Genomic DNA, 16,261 nt, shown 5'->3' with positions numbered 1-16,261 from the left:
CACCTCTCACCTCTCACCCGGGCATGCAACCAAAGTCTAGGAACACTGGCTTTGCTTTTTTTGGGTTTGTGTTCGATCATTTGATTGACAGCTGATCAATTTGATCAAAATGGACCAACCACATCACAATCACAACAATAGCTAATAGACAGGAGTCCGTTCATGAAGCTCACACGATCCTTACCCATGGCCACGCTGGCTGCCGCAATTGCCTCTGCCAGTCAGGCTCAGGCGCAGACGGAGATCACCGTTGCCACGGTCAACAACAACGACATGGTCATCATGCAGAGCTTGACTGATCAGTTCGAGCAGGCCAATCCCGATATAAAACTGGATTGGGTGGTATTGGAAGAGAACGTCCTGCGCCAGCGTCTGACGACGGATATCGCCACTGAGGGTGGTCAGTTTGACGTCATGACCATCGGCACTTACGAGGTTCCGATCTGGGCTGAGCGCGGTTGGTTGGCAGCTTTCGATAACCTTCCTGAGGGCTATGACGAGGAAGATCTGTTGAAGTCCGTGCGCAATGGCCTGTCTCATGACTGTACCTTGCACGCGCTACCTTTCTACGGTGAGAGTTCAATGCTCTATTACCGGACTGACCTGTTTGATGAGCACGGCATTGATATGCCCGAACAGCCAAGCTGGGAAGAGGTTCGCGACTGGGCTGCCGAGATCCACGACCCCGATAACGAAACCTTCGGAATCTGCCTGCGCGGCAAGCCGGGCTGGGGCGAGAACATGGCCTTTGTATCAACCCTGGTCAACACCTTTGGTGGCCGGTGGTTCGATGAGGACTGGAATCCGGAGCTGGATTCACCCGAGTGGCAGGAAGCCATCTCCTTCTATGTTGACCTGCTGGGCAACTATGGCCCGCCCGGCGCTAGTTCCAACGGCTTCAATGAAAACCAGGCGCTGTTCTCCAGCGGCAAGTGTGCCATGTGGGTAGACGCCACCTCGGCTGCGGGACGTATTTTCAATCCGGATGAATCCAGCGTTGCCGACCAGCTTGGTTTCTCTCAGGCTCCGGTGGCTGAAACGCCGAAAGGCTCACACTGGTTGTGGTCCTGGGCGCTAGCTATCCCGGCATCTTCTGAGAAGCAGGAAGCGGCCAGAACCTTTGTTGAGTGGGCCACTTCCAAGGAATACATCGAGCTGGTAGGCGAGACGGAAGGGTGGACTAGTGTTCCACCGGGAACCCGTACGTCCACCTACGAGGATGAGCGCTATATTGAAGCAGCACCTTTTGCTGACTTTGTCCTTGAAGCGATGCAAGGTGCCGACCCGACGGACTCAACGCTGAAACCATCCCCCTATATCGGAGTGCAGTTCGTCGGTATTCCCGAGTTCCAGGCCATCGGGACCCAGGTAGGCCAGACCATTGCCTCGGCATTGACCGGGGATGCCAGTGTCGAACAGGCGCTGCAGTCTGCCCAGCAGGCGACTGAGCGCACCATGAAGCGCGCCGGCTACCTGGACTGACACTGAATGCCCATCCCCGGCCGGATCACGCTGGCCGGGGTTCCTTTCCTACCTGGTTTTACGGGTAATTCCATGAACAAGACAAGAGCTTCCGGACGCACGGTCGGGGGTCTGAGAACCCTGTCGCTGCAGGCACCGGCCGTCACCCTGTTATTGGTATGGATGCTGGTGCCGCTGGGTATGACCCTGTGGTTTTCCTTGCAGCGTTATAACCTTCTAATGCCCGGTATGACCGGTTTTGCCGGACTGGAAAACTATGAGTACCTGTTCACTGACCCCGCGCTCTGGTCAGCCATGGGTACGACCTTGCTGCTGGTGGGCTGGGTGTTGGTGATCACTGTGGTGGGCGGCACCCTGTTGGCCGTTCTCTTCCAGCAGGACTTTGCTGGCAGAGGCATTGCCCGCGTACTGGCAATCTCGCCGTTCTTTGTTATGCCCACGGTCAGCGCCCTAGTATGGAAGAATATGATGATGCACCCCTCCAACGGGGTGCTTTCCTGGGTCGCTGAGACCTTTGGGCTGCCAGCCGTTGACTGGTTCTCCTCGTTGCCGCTGACCTCAATCATCATCATCGTGGCCTGGCAGTGGCTGCCCTTTGCCCTGCTGATCCTACTCACCGCTATGCAGTCGCTGGACGATGATCAGGTGGAGGCTGCGCGTATGGATGGCGCTGGCCCGGTCGCTATTTTCTTCTTTATTACCCTGCCGCACCTCAAGCGGGCGATCAGTGTGGTGATCATGATCGAGATGATCTTCCTGTTGACCATCTTCGCCGAGATATTTGTGACCACTTCGGGCGGCCCAGGGCTCGCCACCACGAACTTGGCCTATCTGATCTACATACAGGCTCTGCTGAATTTCGATGTCGGCATGGCCTCCGCAGGCGGGGTGGTCGCGATCATTCTCGCTAACATTGTTGCCATCTTTCTGGTCCGTATGGTGGCCAGGAACCTGGAAGACTAAGGTAACAGGAGCTGCTCATGACGTCTTCAAGAACCCCTTTATCCGGGGCGAAAGCATCTTCTTCCCCGTTGGCCTCACCGCAGGTCAGGAAGCTTGTCCTGACCGTGCTTGGCTGGACGGTAGCCTGTGTGATCTTTTTTCCAATTTTCTGGATGGTTCTGACCGGCTTCAAGACCGAGGCCGACGCCATTGCTGATCCCAGCCTTATCTTCTCGCCGACACTGGAAAGTTATCAGGCAGTTCAGGCGCGTTCGGGCTATGCCCGGTTCGCCCTCAATAGCGTGGTAATTGCTTTCGGGTCGACCCTGCTGGCGCTGTTGATCGCCATACCTTCAGCCTACTCGATGGCCTTCCTACCCACGAAACGCACCAAGGGCACACTGCTGTGGATGCTCTCCACCAAGATGCTGCCACCGGTGGGAGTGCTAGTGCCGATCTACCTGATCTTCCGCGATCTGGGGCTTCTGGATACCCGAACCGGGCTGATCATCGTTTATACCCTGATGAATCTGCCGATTGTGGTGTGGATGCTTTATACCTTCTTCAAGGATATGCCCAAGGATATTCTTGAAGCAGGGCGCATGGATGGTGCCAGCACCCTGCAGGAAGTGCTCTACCTGCTGATGCCATTGACCCTGCCAGGGATTGCATCAACCGGTCTGCTGGCGGTGATCCTGAGCTGGAACGAGGCGTTCTGGAGCCTCAATCTCACCTCCTCGAATGCCGCACCGCTGACCGCTTATATCGCCTCCTTCTCCAGCCCTGAAGGGCTGTTCTGGGCCAAACTCTCTGCAGCCTCGACCATGGCCATTGCCCCCATCCTTATTCTCGGCTGGATGACCCAGAAACAGATGGTACGTGGCCTGACCTTCGGCGCCGTCAAGTAAAAGGGGTACTCAGATGTCAACGTTACAACTCAAGCAGATCAAGAAGACCTTTGGCGAGACCGATGTCATCAAGGGGGTCGACCTTGAGGTCAATGACCGCGAATTCGTAGTCTTCGTTGGTCCTTCCGGCTGTGGCAAATCCACCCTGATGCGGATAATTGCGGGGCTGGAAAACGCCACTTCCGGCGATATTCTCATCGACGGAGAACGGATGAACGATGTAGGGCCTGCTGATCGAGGGCTGGCCATGGTATTCCAGAGCTATGCGCTTTATCCCCATATGACCGTTGAGGACAACATGGGCTTCAGTATGCGCCTGGCCAAGGTACCCAAAGAGGAGCGTCGTCAGAAAGTGCTCGAGGCGGCAAAGATTCTGCAACTTGAGCCCTTGCTGGACCGCAAGCCAAAGGCGCTTTCCGGTGGCCAGCGCCAGCGTGTGGCCATTGGACGGGCCATCGTGCGTAATCCCAGTATCTTCCTGTTTGATGAGCCGCTCTCCAATCTGGATGCCGCCCTGCGTGTCCAGATGCGTATTGAGCTGGCGCGCCTTCATGAGGAACTGGACGCCACCATGATCTACGTTACCCATGATCAGATCGAAGCCATGACCATGGCCGACAAAATAGTGGTGCTGCACGATGGCGAGGTGGAGCAGCTCGGCTCTCCAATGGAACTCTACCATCACCCTCGTAACCGCTTTGTGGCGGGCTTTATCGGCTCACCGAAGATGAACTTCCTGAATGTCGGGTTGGAAAAGGCGCATGCCGAAGGGGTCAGTATCACACTACCCAGTGGCAGAATCTGCAGTGTTCCTGCGGATGGCAGCGGCCTGGCGGCGAATGCCAAGCTGGAGCTGGGCATTCGCCCTGAGCATCTTCAGCTTGATGACCAGGGGCTACTGGAAGGTGAGATCAAGGTGCTGGAACGGCTCGGCGGCCAGACCTCGCTGTATGTGCAGATGGGCGACATCATGATGACCATCATGGCAGACGGTGACGTGGCGCACCGTGTTCACGACACGGTACGCTTCAGCTTCGAACCGCAGCGGGCACATCTGTTTGATGGCGATGGCCTGACACTGCCAAGTCTTCATCAGCATCCTCTGGCGAACCTGACGCGCCGGGATAATCGCGCTGCCACCGACGATACCGAAAGCGCGTAAAGGAGGCATCCATGGACATGCTGATCTTCGATTGTGACGGTGTACTGGTAGACAGTGAACATATCGCTGAAGCATCGCTGGTGACGCTGCTTGGTGAGTGGCTGCCCGATCTGGACGCCGATACCGTGCTCAGTCAGGCCCTGGGGATGACGACCGCTGATATCCTGCGCCATCTGGAGGGGATAAGTGCCTACAGCTTGCCCGTGGGTGCCGTTGAAACAGTGGATGCCAGCGTCGAGGCCCGCCTGGCCGAGGAGCTTAACCCCATGCCGGGCGTGGCGGACGCGATTACGGCCATCGACCTGCCCAAGGCCGTGGTCTCCAACAGTCGTCGACAGCGTGTACTGACGTCGCTGGCAACAACCGGGCTGGATAACCGGCTGGGCAGTGCCCCTGTCTTCACGGCTGAGCAGGTTGCTCACCCCAAGCCGGACCCTGCGCTCTATCGGCTCGCCGCTGACACCCTTGGGGTTTCACCGACACGTTGCCTAGTGGTGGAGGACAGTGTCTCTGGGGTTACCGCGGCGCATGCCGCTGGAATGACAGTGATCGGCTTTATCGGTGCCAGTCACGTCAGGCCCGGTCAGGCACAGCGCCTTCGCCAGGCGGGTGCCTGTCAGGTGATAGCCAACATGCAGGAACTGCCGGCACTGGTGAGAAAGGTGCAGCAGGCGGCAACGTCTGATCCATCATCTTATTAACTCGGAAACCTAGGTAAATCGGTCGTTTAAAAGGAGCACGGAGCGATGAAACTGCAGGACAAGATTGCCATCATCACCGGCGGTGCACGAGGTATCGGCCTGGCCATTGGCCGTGCGTATCTGGCTGAGGGGGCCCGTCTGGTGGTAGTTGATATTGATCAGGCGGCCATCGACGATGCCCTGGCGGCCCTTGAGGATGAGGGGCACGCCGCTGAGCGGCTGATGGGAGTGCAGCTCGATGTCCGTGACCGCGCAGATATCGACGCCATGGTGGAGGCTGTTATCGCCCGCTTTGGGGGTATCGATATTCTGGTTAATAACGCTGCCGTCTTTGACATGCTGCCGGTGTTGGACGTGACCGAGAAAAGCTTTGACCGTCAGTTTGATATCAATGTGCGAGGCCTTTTCTTCACCCTGCAGGCTGTCGCTAGAGCCATGGTCGAGCGTGGCCAGGGTGGGGCAATCATTAATATATCTTCACAGGCAGGCCGCCGTGGCGAGGCTCTGGTAAGCACCTACTGCGCCACCAAGGCTGCGGTCATCAGTCTGACCCAGTCCTGCGCGCTGGATCTGGTGCGTCATGGTATCCGTGTTAATGGTATTGCCCCCGGCGTGGTGGATACACCGATGTGGGAGGAGGTGGATGCGCTCTTTGCCCATTACGAAAAGCGCCCCCTCGGTGAAAAGAAACGCCTGGTGGGTGAAGCGGTGCCTTACGGACGCATGGGCCGACCAGAGGACTATGCTGGCCCTGCCGTGTTTCTGGCCAGCGATGATAGTGATTACGTGGTGGCCCAGACCCTCAACGTCGACGGCGGCAATTGGATGAGCTGAATGAAGCGTAATGACACAAGCCGTTACATTTTGACGCAGGAGTCATACCATGACACCCCCTGAACGTATTGATGCACTGGAGGCGATGGCTCAGCGCATCCTGATGGCTCTGGAAGATCGCGATCGTCTGATTGTCGCGCTAGTCGGCCCACCCGGAGCCGGTAAATCCTACCGTTCGGAGCAGCTTTTTCAGCATATCGACGCCACCCTGCCTGGACAGGCGGTGGTTGTCCCCATGGACGGCTATCACTTTGATAACGCCTTGCTTGGCGAGGCGCTGCTACCGGTCAAGGGGGCGCCTCACACCTTCAACATCGAGGGGCTCAGGGTTGATCTTGAGCGTATTCGGCGTGCTGATACCCGGGTGACAGTGCCGGTCTTTGATCGTCCTCTCGACTTGGCCCGGGCCGGTGCCCGAGAAGTTAGCCTTAAACACCGCATTATCATCGTTGAAGGCAACTATCTGCTGCTTGATCGTCCTCCCTGGTCGTCCCTGCAAGCGCTCTTTGATCTTAGCGTCATGCTGGAGGTCGATGATGAAACCCTTGAGCAGCGGCTGCTTGAGCGCTGGCTGGCGCTGGGCCTGGATGATGCGTCTGCGCGTCGCAAGGCATTGGATAACGATATGCCTAACGCCCATCTGGTCAAGACAAGCTCCCTTCCGCCCGACCTGGTGTGGCGCTAATGCCAGACGGCCCACGACTCTAAAGGAGACCCCGCATGATCCCACTCAACAACGACAATCTCGAAAAGCTCCCCTCCGAGGTTGCGGTGCCGGTCTACCAGCGGGATGCCGTGACCCCAGGTATCGTCCATTTCGGGGTGGGGGGCTTTCATCGTGCGCATCAGGCCATGTATGTGGATGACCTGATGAACCGCGGTGAGGCCCTGAACTGGGGTATTATTGGTGTTGGCGTGATGCCCGGCGACCGACGCATGCAAGAAGCGCTAGCCCGCCAGGATCATCTCTATACTCTGATAATCAAGCATCTTGACGGCCGCCGTGAGGCGCGGGTCATCGGTTCGATGATCGACTACCACTACGCGCCAGACGACCCCGAGACAGTGATCGAGCGGATGGCGAACCCGGCCACCCGTATTGTTTCCTTGACGGTTACCGAGGGGGGCTACAACTTCCACCCGGTGAGCGGCGAGTTCAATCTCGACAACTCGGATATACAGCACGACTTGACCAACCCCGCCTCGCCGAAAACGTCTTTTGGGCTGATTACTGAAGCACTGGCGCGCCGCCGTGAGCGTGGTCTTTGTCCTTTCACGGTGATGTCCTGTGACAACATCCAGGGTAACGGTGAGGTGGCTCACCGCATGTTCAAGGCCTATGCAGACGCCCGCGACGCCAAGTTGGGTGCCTGGGTGGAGGCCGAGGTACCGTTTCCCAATTCCATGGTCGACCGCATCACGCCGGTGACCACGACCGAGGATATAAAGGATCTGGCCTCGAGTTTTGGTGTTGAGGATGTCTGGCCGGTGGTCTGCGAGCCCTACACCCAATGGGTGCTTGAGGATCGCTTTGTCGCCGGACGCCCAGCCTTCGAGAGCGTCGGTGTCGAGATGGTTGAGGATGTCGAACCCTATGAGCTGATGAAGCTTCGCCTACTTAACGCCAGCCACCAGGCCCTGGCCTACTTTGGGCATCTGGCCGGTTACCGCTATGCCCACGAGGTGTGCCAGGATCCGCTGTTTGTCGACTTTCTGCTCGGCTACATGACCCACGAGGCAACTCCCACCCTGGCTCCACTGCCAGGGGTCGATCTGGACGCCTATCGCCGCACCCTTATCGAGCGCTTTGCCAACCCCGAGGTCAAGGACACCCTGGCGCGGCTGTGCGCCGAGAGCTCGGATCGAATTCCCAAATGGTTGGTGCCGGTCATTCGTGAGCAGATTGCCCGTAACGGTGAGCTGTTTCGGGCCGCCGCTGTGGTGGCCAGCTGGGCGCGCTATGCTGAGGGCCGCGACGAGCAGGGTGCGCCCATCGAGGTGGTCGACCACCTCAAGGATGAACTGATGGCAATCGCCGCCCACAACCGGCAAACACCCACGGCCTTTATCGAGAATCGCGAACTGTTCGGGGATCTGGCCGAGCAGTCGCGCTTTCGTGATGCCTATGTCGAGGTGCTGGAGAGCCTGCATCGCCGAGGGGCTCGTGCGACGCTGGAAACGCTGGTCCAGCAAGGAGGTCAATGATGTACATCGGTGTGGACTGTGGCACCCAGAGCACCAAGGTGGTGGTTCTCGACGTGGGCGGCGGGCGCATCCTGAGTGAGGCAAGCCGGCCGCATCGTCTGGATGAAGGGCCAAACGGGCGTCGTGAGCAATCGCCTGCTGATTGGTTAGCGGCCTTTCGCGAGGCTTTTTTCGATGCCACTGAAAAGGCTGCTATCGACATCCGAGCAATCCGCGCCATCGGTGTTTCCGGCCAGCAACATGGCATGGTGGCGTTGGACGCCGACGACCAGCCGGTGCACCCCGCCAAGCTGTGGTGCGATACCGAGACCGCCGCGCATAACGCCGCCCTCATCGAGCGCCTGGGTGGTGAGGCGGGATGCCTCGATACCCTGGGCCTGGTCGTGCAGACCGGCTACACCGCCTCCAAGCTTGCCTGGCTGCGCGACCGACACCCCGAGGCCTACACACGTATTGCCACCCTGATGTTGCCTCATGACTACCTCAACTTCTGGCTCACCGGTGAGCGGGTGACTGAAGCCGGCGATGCCTCGGGCACCGGTTATTTTGACACCCGAACTCGGCGCTGGCACGAGGCGGTATTTGCCAGGATTGCCCCGGAACTCGATCCTGACCGCGTATTGCCGCGGTTGATTGACTCCCACGAACCAGCGGGTACGGTGCGCCGCGAGCTGGCCCGTGAACTGGGGCTGGCCGAGGGCGTCGTGGTTTCAAGCGGGGGCGGCGACAACATGCTCGGGGCTATTGGGACCGGTAACATCCATCCGGGGCTTGTCACCCTGAGTTTGGGGACATCAGGAACCATCTGTGCCTACTCGCCAACGCCGGTAGTGGATAACCCCTTGGTCGCCAACTTCTGTGCCAGTCATGGCGGCTGGTTGCCGCTGGTCTGCACCATGAATGTCACTTCAGCAACGACACGCATGCGCGAGCTGTTTGGCCTCGACCTGACTGCCTTTGGCGAGCAAGTGGCCAGCGCGCCCGTCGGTGCCGGAGGAGTTACCCTGCTGCCCTTCTTCAACGGGGAGCGAGTGCCCATGTTGCCCGAGGCTACCGCCAGCCTGGATGGGCTTACTGGTGTCAACACCAACCCGGCAAACCTCTGCCGGGCGGTGGTGGAAGGGGCCACTCTTGGCCTGCGTTACGGCCTGGATCAGTTTGGGCCACTGGCAGGAGAGCTTAGTGAGATCCGCCTGATCGGCGGTGGAGCCAATAGTCCAGTCTGGCGACAGATCGTGGCCGATATCACCGCCACGCCGGTGATCTGCCCCGATATCACTGACGCTGCTGCCTTGGGGGCTGCATTGCAAGCGGCCTGGTGTGATCAGGGCGGTGAGTTGGCCACCCTGTGTGATCGCATGGTTCGCCTCGACACACGCTCACGGGCCATGCCAGATCCGGCCAATGTCGAGGCCTATCGCGAGGTTTATGCCCGCTATTGCCGTCGCTTGACAGAGCGCCACGCCATATCGGTCTGAGACATATCGTCCTGAACGCGATTACTTTTTTCTGGAGGTTATAATGACCACACAACTTGACAGCCTGAAAACCCATTCACTGGTCGTTGCCGATACGGGCGACCTAAATGCTATCCGGCGCTATCAACCACAGGATGCAACGACAAACCCCTCCTTGATCCTAAAGGCGTTTGAACTCCTTGATTACCAGCCGTTGATTGAGGCGGAGCTGGCGGCAATCCGGGCCCAGGGCGGTGATCGCCAGGCTCAGGCCAAGCAGGCCGTGGATCGCCTTGCCGTTGCCATGGGTATCGAAATCGCCCAGGTGGTGCCGGGGCGAGTATCCACGGAAGTTGCGGCACGCCTTTCTTTTGATGAAGAAGCCAGTGTTCGCAAGGCCCATGAGTTGATTGAATACTATGACAAGCGTGGCGTAGGGCGCGACCGTGTGTTGATCAAGCTGGCTTCCACCTGGGAAGGCATCCGTGCCGCCGAGCGGTTGGAGCGTGAGGGCATCCAGTGCAATCTGACGCTGCTGTTCAGCGATGCTCAGGCTCAAGCCTGCCTTGATGCCGGTGTCTTCCTGGTTTCGCCGTTCGTGGGCCGGGTCACTGACTGGTACAAGAAAGAGACTGGCCAGGAATACACGCCTGAGGAAGATCCCGGCGTGCAATTTGTGCGTGGTGTCTGTCAACGGGTTAACCAGGGTGGCTATGACACCGTGGTGATGGGGGCGAGCTTCCGCACGACAGGACAAGTGCTGGCGCTGGCGGGCTGCCCGCGGCTGACGATTTCCCCGGCATTGCTGGAGGAGTTGGCGGGCACCCAGGGGGACGTGACCAGAGCGATTGCTGAGGAAGGCAGCCAGCGCGCGCGCCCAGAAGTGCTTGGCGAGCCTGAATTCCGCTGGGAGCATAACCAGAATGCCATGGCCAACGACAAGCTGGCCGAGGGCATCCGCCGTTTCGCCGAGGATCAAGCACATCTCGAAGGCCTGATCGCCGAGAGTTTCAAGTGAAAGGGACCGGATAGGTGGTAGCGTTGCGCCAGGATGCGTCAGCGGCCTGAACGTTGCATAATAAGCGACCGGTGTCTCAAGGCCCGCAGCAGGGAGCAGGAGGAAAATCCATGGCGCTGACACTCTCAAACCAGACCCTTGCTGCTCTCGGCAAGGGTGTCCGAGTGCCAGGCTATGAGCGTCACCAGTTGCAGCCCGGTATCCTGCATATCGGGCTGGGCAATTTCCACCGTTCGCACATGGCGACCTATCTTGAGCGCCTTTTCAACCAGGGCGATGCTCACGAGTGGGCAGTTATCGGCGCAGGTGTGATGCTGGCTGATGCGCGTATGCGGCGACGCCTGAAGGCCCAGGACTGGCTTTCCACCGTAGTGGACCTTGACCCCGCTGGAAGCTCGGCTCAGGTGGTCGGGGCCATGGTCGATTTTGTGCCGGTGGCTGCATCGGCCATCATCAAGGCTCTGCTGGATCCAGGCATTCGTATTGTCTCGCTGACCATCACGGAAGGCGGCTATTTTCTTGACGCGGCCTCCGGGCGCTTTGATGCCTGTCATCCGCGGATTCTCGCCGACATTGCTGCTCCTCAAACTCCTCGCACCCTGTTCGGCATGCTGGTCAGGGCGCTGGCCGAACGTCGTGCCAGAGGGTTGGGGCCTTTCACGGTACTTTCCTGCGATAATCTGCTTGGCAATGGTGCGGTAACGCGCAGCGTCGTGCTGGGCCTTGCCGAACGCATCGATCCTGAGCTGGCGGCTTGGATCCGCCGTGAGGTCAGCTTCCCCAATTCGATGGTGGACTGCATTACGCCCCGCACCGGTGAGCGGGAGCGGGCGCTGGTTCGCCAGCGTTTTGGTATCAGCGATGCGGCCCCTGTTGTCTGCGAGCCGTTTCGCCAATGGGTGGTGGAAGATTGTTTCTGCGCCGGACGCCCTCCTCTGGAAAAGGTAGGCGTCGAGTTTGTTGGTGATGTAGCCAGCCACGAGACCATGAAACTGCGCCTGCTCAATGCCAGCCATGCCAGCCTCGCCTATGTGGCGGCGCTGCTAGGGTATCAGCAGGTGCATGCTGCGGTGAGCGATCCGGATATCCGTGATTGGCTGCTGGCTCTTCAGGATCGTGAGATTCTACCTACGCTGAGTCCGGCAGCAGGGCTTGATTACCGTGAATACCGGGCGCGGATCATGCGCCGCCTTTGTAATCCCGAGATGGGGGATACCGTCTCTCGGCTGTGTGCCAGCGGTTCGGCACGCCAGCCCAAGTTCATTCTGCCAGCCCTGCGGGATGCCATGGATAAGAGGCTGCCTGTGATGGGGCTAGCCCTTGAGTTGGCCCTGTGGTGCCAGTATTGCCGGGTCGCTGACGATACGCCGGGGGTGCCGGGCCTTGCGGATGCCATGGCGGCGCGCCTGAAACGGGCAGCGCGGGATGCTGGAGAAGCACCTCTGGTGTTTCTGGGCATTAAGGAGGTTTTCGCTCATCTGGGGGAGTCGCCAGAACTGCAGGCGGCGTTTGCCGGTTGGCTGGCATTGATTGAGCGCTGTGGGCCACGCGCAGCTATCTGCCGTTACCGTGATTACGGCAATCACGGCCTCGCCAGCGGGTAAGGGAGCAAGGCGCGTTTAACAGGTTGCCACGCGTTCATCGTCAGCTAAGGGCAACGATCCGCGTCACCAGCGTGCGTAAATCATCGAAAAAGCCGCCGCTGCGGGCCGGTCTTGTCGGGTCTGCAGTGATGGCGATGGAGAGCTGCTTGTCGGGAACCACTACCAGCATCTGGCCGCCATAGCCGCGGGCGTAGGCGGCCTGCTGGCCAGCAAAGCGGGTGAGAAACCAGCCGTAACCGTATTGATCACCTGAAAAACGTGAGCGACCCCGAGGCTGCCAGGAAGTCTCAATCCAGGTCTTACTGACAATTTGGCGCCCCTCGACGCGGCCATGATCCAGCACCATGTCACCGATGTTGGCCAATCCTAGCGGGCTGACGGCCATTTCATTGCCGCCCATGTAATAGCCCTGAGGGTCGGCTACCCAGGTGGGAATGGACATATCCAGCGGGCTGCCAAGCCAGTCGTTGGCCAGCTGGTGCAGGCTTTTGCCGCTGGCTCGGGTGAGGATAGCGCCTAACAGGTGCCAGCTGCCGGTGGAGTAAATGAAACGCCCGCCGGGCTCATCCACCAGCGGCCGGGTCAGCGCATAGTCAATCCAGTCTGAACTGGCTATCCAGGCGCCATAATTGGCGCCCGAGGTGCTTTCAAGGCCGGTCTGCATGCTGAGCAGATGGCCGATGGTCAGGGGGTCGCGGGCATCCCCGACCAGGGGGCGGTCGAGCAGCGGCATGATCCGCTGGTCGGGGCTTTGCAGAACCCCTTTGTCGATGGCGATACCGGTCAATAGCGCGAGTAGCGTCTTGGAAACCGATTTGATATTGGCTGGCTGCGTCACGGCTGGGCCGCGAAACGCCTCAGCCAACACGGGCTCCCCCTGGCGGCGAATCACCAGAGCATGAAGCTGTTCCAGGCGCCGGGCCTGATCAGCGACCTTGCCCAGGGTGTTATCCTGCGCCCACCCTTGATGGCTTAGCCAGGGCAAGGTCAGCAGGGTGGCACCGCCCCCTAGAAGTTGTCGTCGCGTCAGCTTGGCCATGTCGTCACTCCCGGTTGGATGCTGTGGTCAGTCAGACACCCTGTTCCCGTGAAGGTTTGTCTGGCAGCGCATAGCTCGCTGTAATGTGGGCGACGGGCCGAGTATCATCGCTTGCCGAGAAAATCTGGACTTCACCGACGGCCAGGCGGCGGCCAAGCTTGATCAGACGGGCGTGGGCCACAATGTCATGCTCGCCGGAGGCCGCGCGCAGGAAGTGACAGTTCAGGTCGCTGGTCACTGCCATGGGTTCAGGGCCGATCTGGGCGAGGATGGCCACATAAAGGGCCACATCGGCAAAGCCCATCATGGTCGGGCCGGACACCCGCGGGCCAGGACGCAGGTGCCGTTCATCAACGGCCAGGCGCAGGGTGGCGCGCATCTCGCCGACGCTTTCAGTGCGCCCCATGCGTTGTGGAAACACCTCATCCAGAAACGTTTCTATCTGCTCGGCGGTCATCACGGTCATTGTTGTTTTCCTTGGGTGATCGATCATTACGGGAAAGTAGTCTGGCTATTAATAGCAGTTAACGTCAACGTCATCCAAGCATAAATAAAAACGCCCCAAGGTGCGAGCTTGGGGCGTTGAGGTCAGTGGCGTTTTGGCCAGGCTGTCAGGGCTTACTTGGCTTTGTGTACCTGGCGCCATTCATGCAGCAACGGCTCCGTGTAACCAGACGGCTGGACCAGGCCCTTGAAGATCAGGTCGGAAGCCGCCTTGAATGCGGTGGATTCCGCAAAGTCAGCGCTCATGGCGGTGTAGGTCGGGTCATTGGCATTCTGCTCATCCACCACCTTGGCCATGCGCTTCAGGGTTTCTTCAACCCGCGGCCCATCGACAATGCCATGGTGCAGCCAGTTGGCGATGTGCTGGCTGGAAATACGCAGAGTCGCGCGGTCTTCCATCAGGCCAACGTTGTGGATATCCGGAACTTTCGAGCAGCCAACGCCATGTTCTACCCAGCGCACTACATAGCCCAGGATACCCTGGCAGTTGTTGTCCAGCTCCTGTTGGATTTCCTCGTCTGACCAGTTGGGGTTTTCGGCCACCGGCACGGTCAGCAGGTCGTCCAGGTAATCCGGCTCGCCCTGGGCTTCCAGCTCGCGCTGGATATCAGTGACGTTAACCTGATGATAATGCAGGGCATGCAGGGTGGCCGCTGTGGGGGAGGGAACCCAGGCGGTGTTGGCACCGGCTTTGGGGTGGCCGATTTTCTGCTCCAGCATGTTGTGCATCAGGTCCGGCATGGCCCACATGCCCTTGCCGATCTGGGCGCGGCCACGCAGTCCGCAGGCCAGGCCGATCTGAACGTTGTTCTTCTCGTAGGCCTGAATCCAGGCAGCGCCTTTCATATCACCCTTGCGCACCATGGGGCCAGCCTGCATGGCGGTGTGCATTTCGTCACCGGTACGATCGAGGAAGCCGGTGTTGATAAACACCACCCGAGACGCCGCCTGTGCAATACAGGCTTTCAGGTTAACCGTGGTACGCCGCTCTTCATCCATGATACCCATCTTGAGAGTGTCACGGCTCATGCCAAGGATGTCTTCTACGCGGCCAAAGAGTTCATTGGCAAAGGCCACTTCTTCCGGGCCGTGCATCTTGGGCTTGACGATGTAGACCGAGCCAGAGCGCGAGTTGCGCGGCTGGTCAGCGCCTTTCTTCAGGTCATGCAGGGCCAGCAGCGAGGTCATCACTGCATCCAGAATACCTTCCGGCAGCTCATTGCCGTCGGCATCCAGAATCGCCGGTGTGGTCATCAAATGGCCCACGTTACGCACAAACATCAGCGAACGGCCGGGCAGCGTGACGGTGTTGCCATCGGTGGTCTGCCAGCTGCGGTCGGCATGCAGGTCGCGGGTAAAGGTCTTGCCACCTTTCTCGATCTTTTCCTGCAGGTCGCCCTTCATCAGGCCAAGCCAGTTGGTATAGACACCGACCTTGTCTTCAGAATCCACGGCGGCGACCGAGTCTTCGCAATCCATGATGGTGGTCAGAGCGGCTTCAACCACTACATCCTTAACATGGGCGGGGTCGGTCTTGCCGATGGAGTGCTCAGCGTCGATCTGGATTTCCACATGCAGGCCGTTGTTGGCCAGCAGGATGGCCTCAGGCTTGGCAGCATCGCCGGTGAAGCCGATCAGCTTGCCAGCATCCTTGAGGCCGGTTTCGCGGCCGCCTTCAAGGGTGACCACCAGATGCTCATCACGGATGGCATACTTGACGGCATCGCGGTGTGAACCGGTGGCCAGGGGAGCGGCACGGTCAAGCACGCCACGCGCGTAGGCAATTACCTTGGCGCCACGCTTAGGGTTGAAGCTGGTGCCTTTTTCGGCGCCATCGTCTTCAGAAATGACGTCGGTGCCGTAGAGAGCATCATAAAGGCTGCCCCAGCGGGCGTTGGCGGCGTTCAGGGCATAGCGGGCGTTGCTGACTGGCACAACCAGCTGCGGGCCTGCCTGAACGGCAATCTCACGGTCAACATTGGCGGTCGTGGTTTTGACATTGGCTGGTGCCTGGGCCAGGTAACCGATTTCCTTCAGGAAGCTGCGGTAAGCGGGCATATCGCTCACCGGGCCTGGGTTTTCACGGTGCCAGGCATCGAGTTTTTCCTGAAGCACATCGCGCTTTTCGAGCAATGCACGGTTTTTGGGGGTCAGATCATGGAAGAGGGCATCCACGCCTGCCCAGAAGGCATCGGCATCGACGCCCGTGCCCGGCAGGGCCTGCTCATTGATGAAACGATCCAGGTCAGCGGCCACCTGTAAACGGTGATGCGTGATACGCTCGCTCATGAAAATTCTCCTGTCTGTCAGGTAAGCGCGGCGAGCAGAAAGCAAACGCTGGCCACGCAGGTCAATAGGATTTTGAGTAACAAACTACAATTTTGGAAAATAATTCCATAAATGCA

At 59.3% G+C, this 16,261-nt stretch carries 14 protein-coding genes; 11 read left to right on the top strand and 3 right to left on the bottom strand.

Going from position 1 to position 16,261, the window contains the following annotated elements:
• Positions 1–162: 162 nt before the first annotated feature.
• From OR573_15950 to OR573_15900, 11 genes are all read left to right on the top strand, one after another.
• Complete coding sequence (locus OR573_15950) at positions 163–1,482, top strand: sugar ABC transporter substrate-binding protein (GenBank protein XGA79946.1); 1,320 nt, start codon at positions 163–165, stop codon at positions 1,480–1,482.
• A gap of 72 nt (positions 1,483–1,554) precedes the next feature.
• Entirely contained in the window at positions 1,555–2,445 is an 891-nt protein-coding gene (locus OR573_15945; protein XGA79945.1) for a sugar ABC transporter permease, read from the top strand.
• Between the two features lie 17 nt (positions 2,446–2,462).
• Positions 2,463–3,332, top strand: a complete 870-nt coding sequence (locus tag OR573_15940) for a carbohydrate ABC transporter permease (GenBank protein ID XGA79944.1) — start codon at positions 2,463–2,465, stop codon at positions 3,330–3,332.
• A gap of 13 nt (positions 3,333–3,345) precedes the next feature.
• Positions 3,346–4,494, top strand: a complete 1,149-nt coding sequence (gene ugpC / locus OR573_15935) for a sn-glycerol-3-phosphate ABC transporter ATP-binding protein UgpC (protein XGA79943.1) — start codon at positions 3,346–3,348, stop codon at positions 4,492–4,494.
• Positions 4,495–4,505: 11 nt separating this feature from the next.
• The gene (locus OR573_15930) at positions 4,506–5,195 is read left to right on the top strand and encodes an HAD family phosphatase (GenBank protein XGA79942.1); all 690 of its coding nucleotides are present in this window, start codon (positions 4,506–4,508) and stop codon (positions 5,193–5,195) included.
• Between the two features lie 45 nt (positions 5,196–5,240).
• Positions 5,241–6,029 carry an L-iditol 2-dehydrogenase gene (locus tag OR573_15925; GenBank protein ID XGA79941.1) on the top strand — a complete coding sequence of 263 codons (789 nt, stop codon included), beginning with the start codon at positions 5,241–5,243 and terminating at the stop codon, positions 6,027–6,029.
• Between the two features lie 49 nt (positions 6,030–6,078).
• Positions 6,079–6,714: a nucleoside/nucleotide kinase family protein gene (locus tag OR573_15920; GenBank protein XGA79940.1), complete on the top strand. Its 636-nt coding sequence runs from the start codon at positions 6,079–6,081 to the stop codon at positions 6,712–6,714.
• Between the two features lie 35 nt (positions 6,715–6,749).
• A complete protein-coding gene (locus OR573_15915) occupies positions 6,750–8,234 on the top strand; it encodes a mannitol dehydrogenase family protein (protein ID XGA79939.1) in 1,485 nt (494 codons plus the stop codon).
• Positions 8,234–9,712: a xylulokinase gene (gene xylB, locus OR573_15910; protein ID XGA81772.1), complete on the top strand. Its 1,479-nt coding sequence runs from the start codon at positions 8,234–8,236 to the stop codon at positions 9,710–9,712. Before OR573_15915 ends, xylB begins: the two co-directional genes overlap by 1 nt.
• Positions 9,713–9,755: 43 nt before the next feature.
• A complete protein-coding gene (gene tal / locus OR573_15905) occupies positions 9,756–10,709 on the top strand; it encodes a transaldolase (GenBank protein ID XGA79938.1) in 954 nt (317 codons plus the stop codon).
• A gap of 110 nt (positions 10,710–10,819) precedes the next feature.
• Positions 10,820–12,313, top strand: a complete 1,494-nt coding sequence (locus OR573_15900; protein ID XGA79937.1) for a mannitol dehydrogenase family protein — start codon at positions 10,820–10,822, stop codon at positions 12,311–12,313.
• A 40-nt stretch (positions 12,314–12,353) separates the two neighbouring features.
• Here OR573_15900 and OR573_15895 read toward each other — a convergent pair whose 3' ends face one another.
• The 3 genes from OR573_15895 to OR573_15885 all read right to left on the bottom strand — a co-directional run bounded on the left by OR573_15895 (position 12,354) and on the right by OR573_15885 (position 16,145).
• On the bottom strand, positions 12,354–13,352 hold the full coding sequence (locus OR573_15895; protein ID XGA79936.1) for a serine hydrolase: 999 nt from the start codon (positions 13,350–13,352) through the stop codon (positions 12,354–12,356).
• Positions 13,353–13,383: 31 nt separating this feature from the next.
• A complete protein-coding gene (locus OR573_15890) occupies positions 13,384–13,818 on the bottom strand; it encodes a PaaI family thioesterase (GenBank protein XGA79935.1) in 435 nt (144 codons plus the stop codon).
• A gap of 152 nt (positions 13,819–13,970) precedes the next feature.
• Positions 13,971–16,145: a malate synthase G gene (locus tag OR573_15885; GenBank protein ID XGA79934.1), complete on the bottom strand. Its 2,175-nt coding sequence runs from the start codon at positions 16,143–16,145 to the stop codon at positions 13,971–13,973.
• Positions 16,146–16,261: the final 116 nt, after the last annotated feature.

The organism is Halomonas sp. CH40 (genome assembly GCA_041875495.1).
Taxonomy (GTDB): domain Bacteria; phylum Pseudomonadota; class Gammaproteobacteria; order Pseudomonadales; family Halomonadaceae; genus Vreelandella.
The sequence above is the reverse complement of the archived record's forward strand: the minus strand, read 5'-3'. Positions and strand labels throughout refer to the sequence as shown.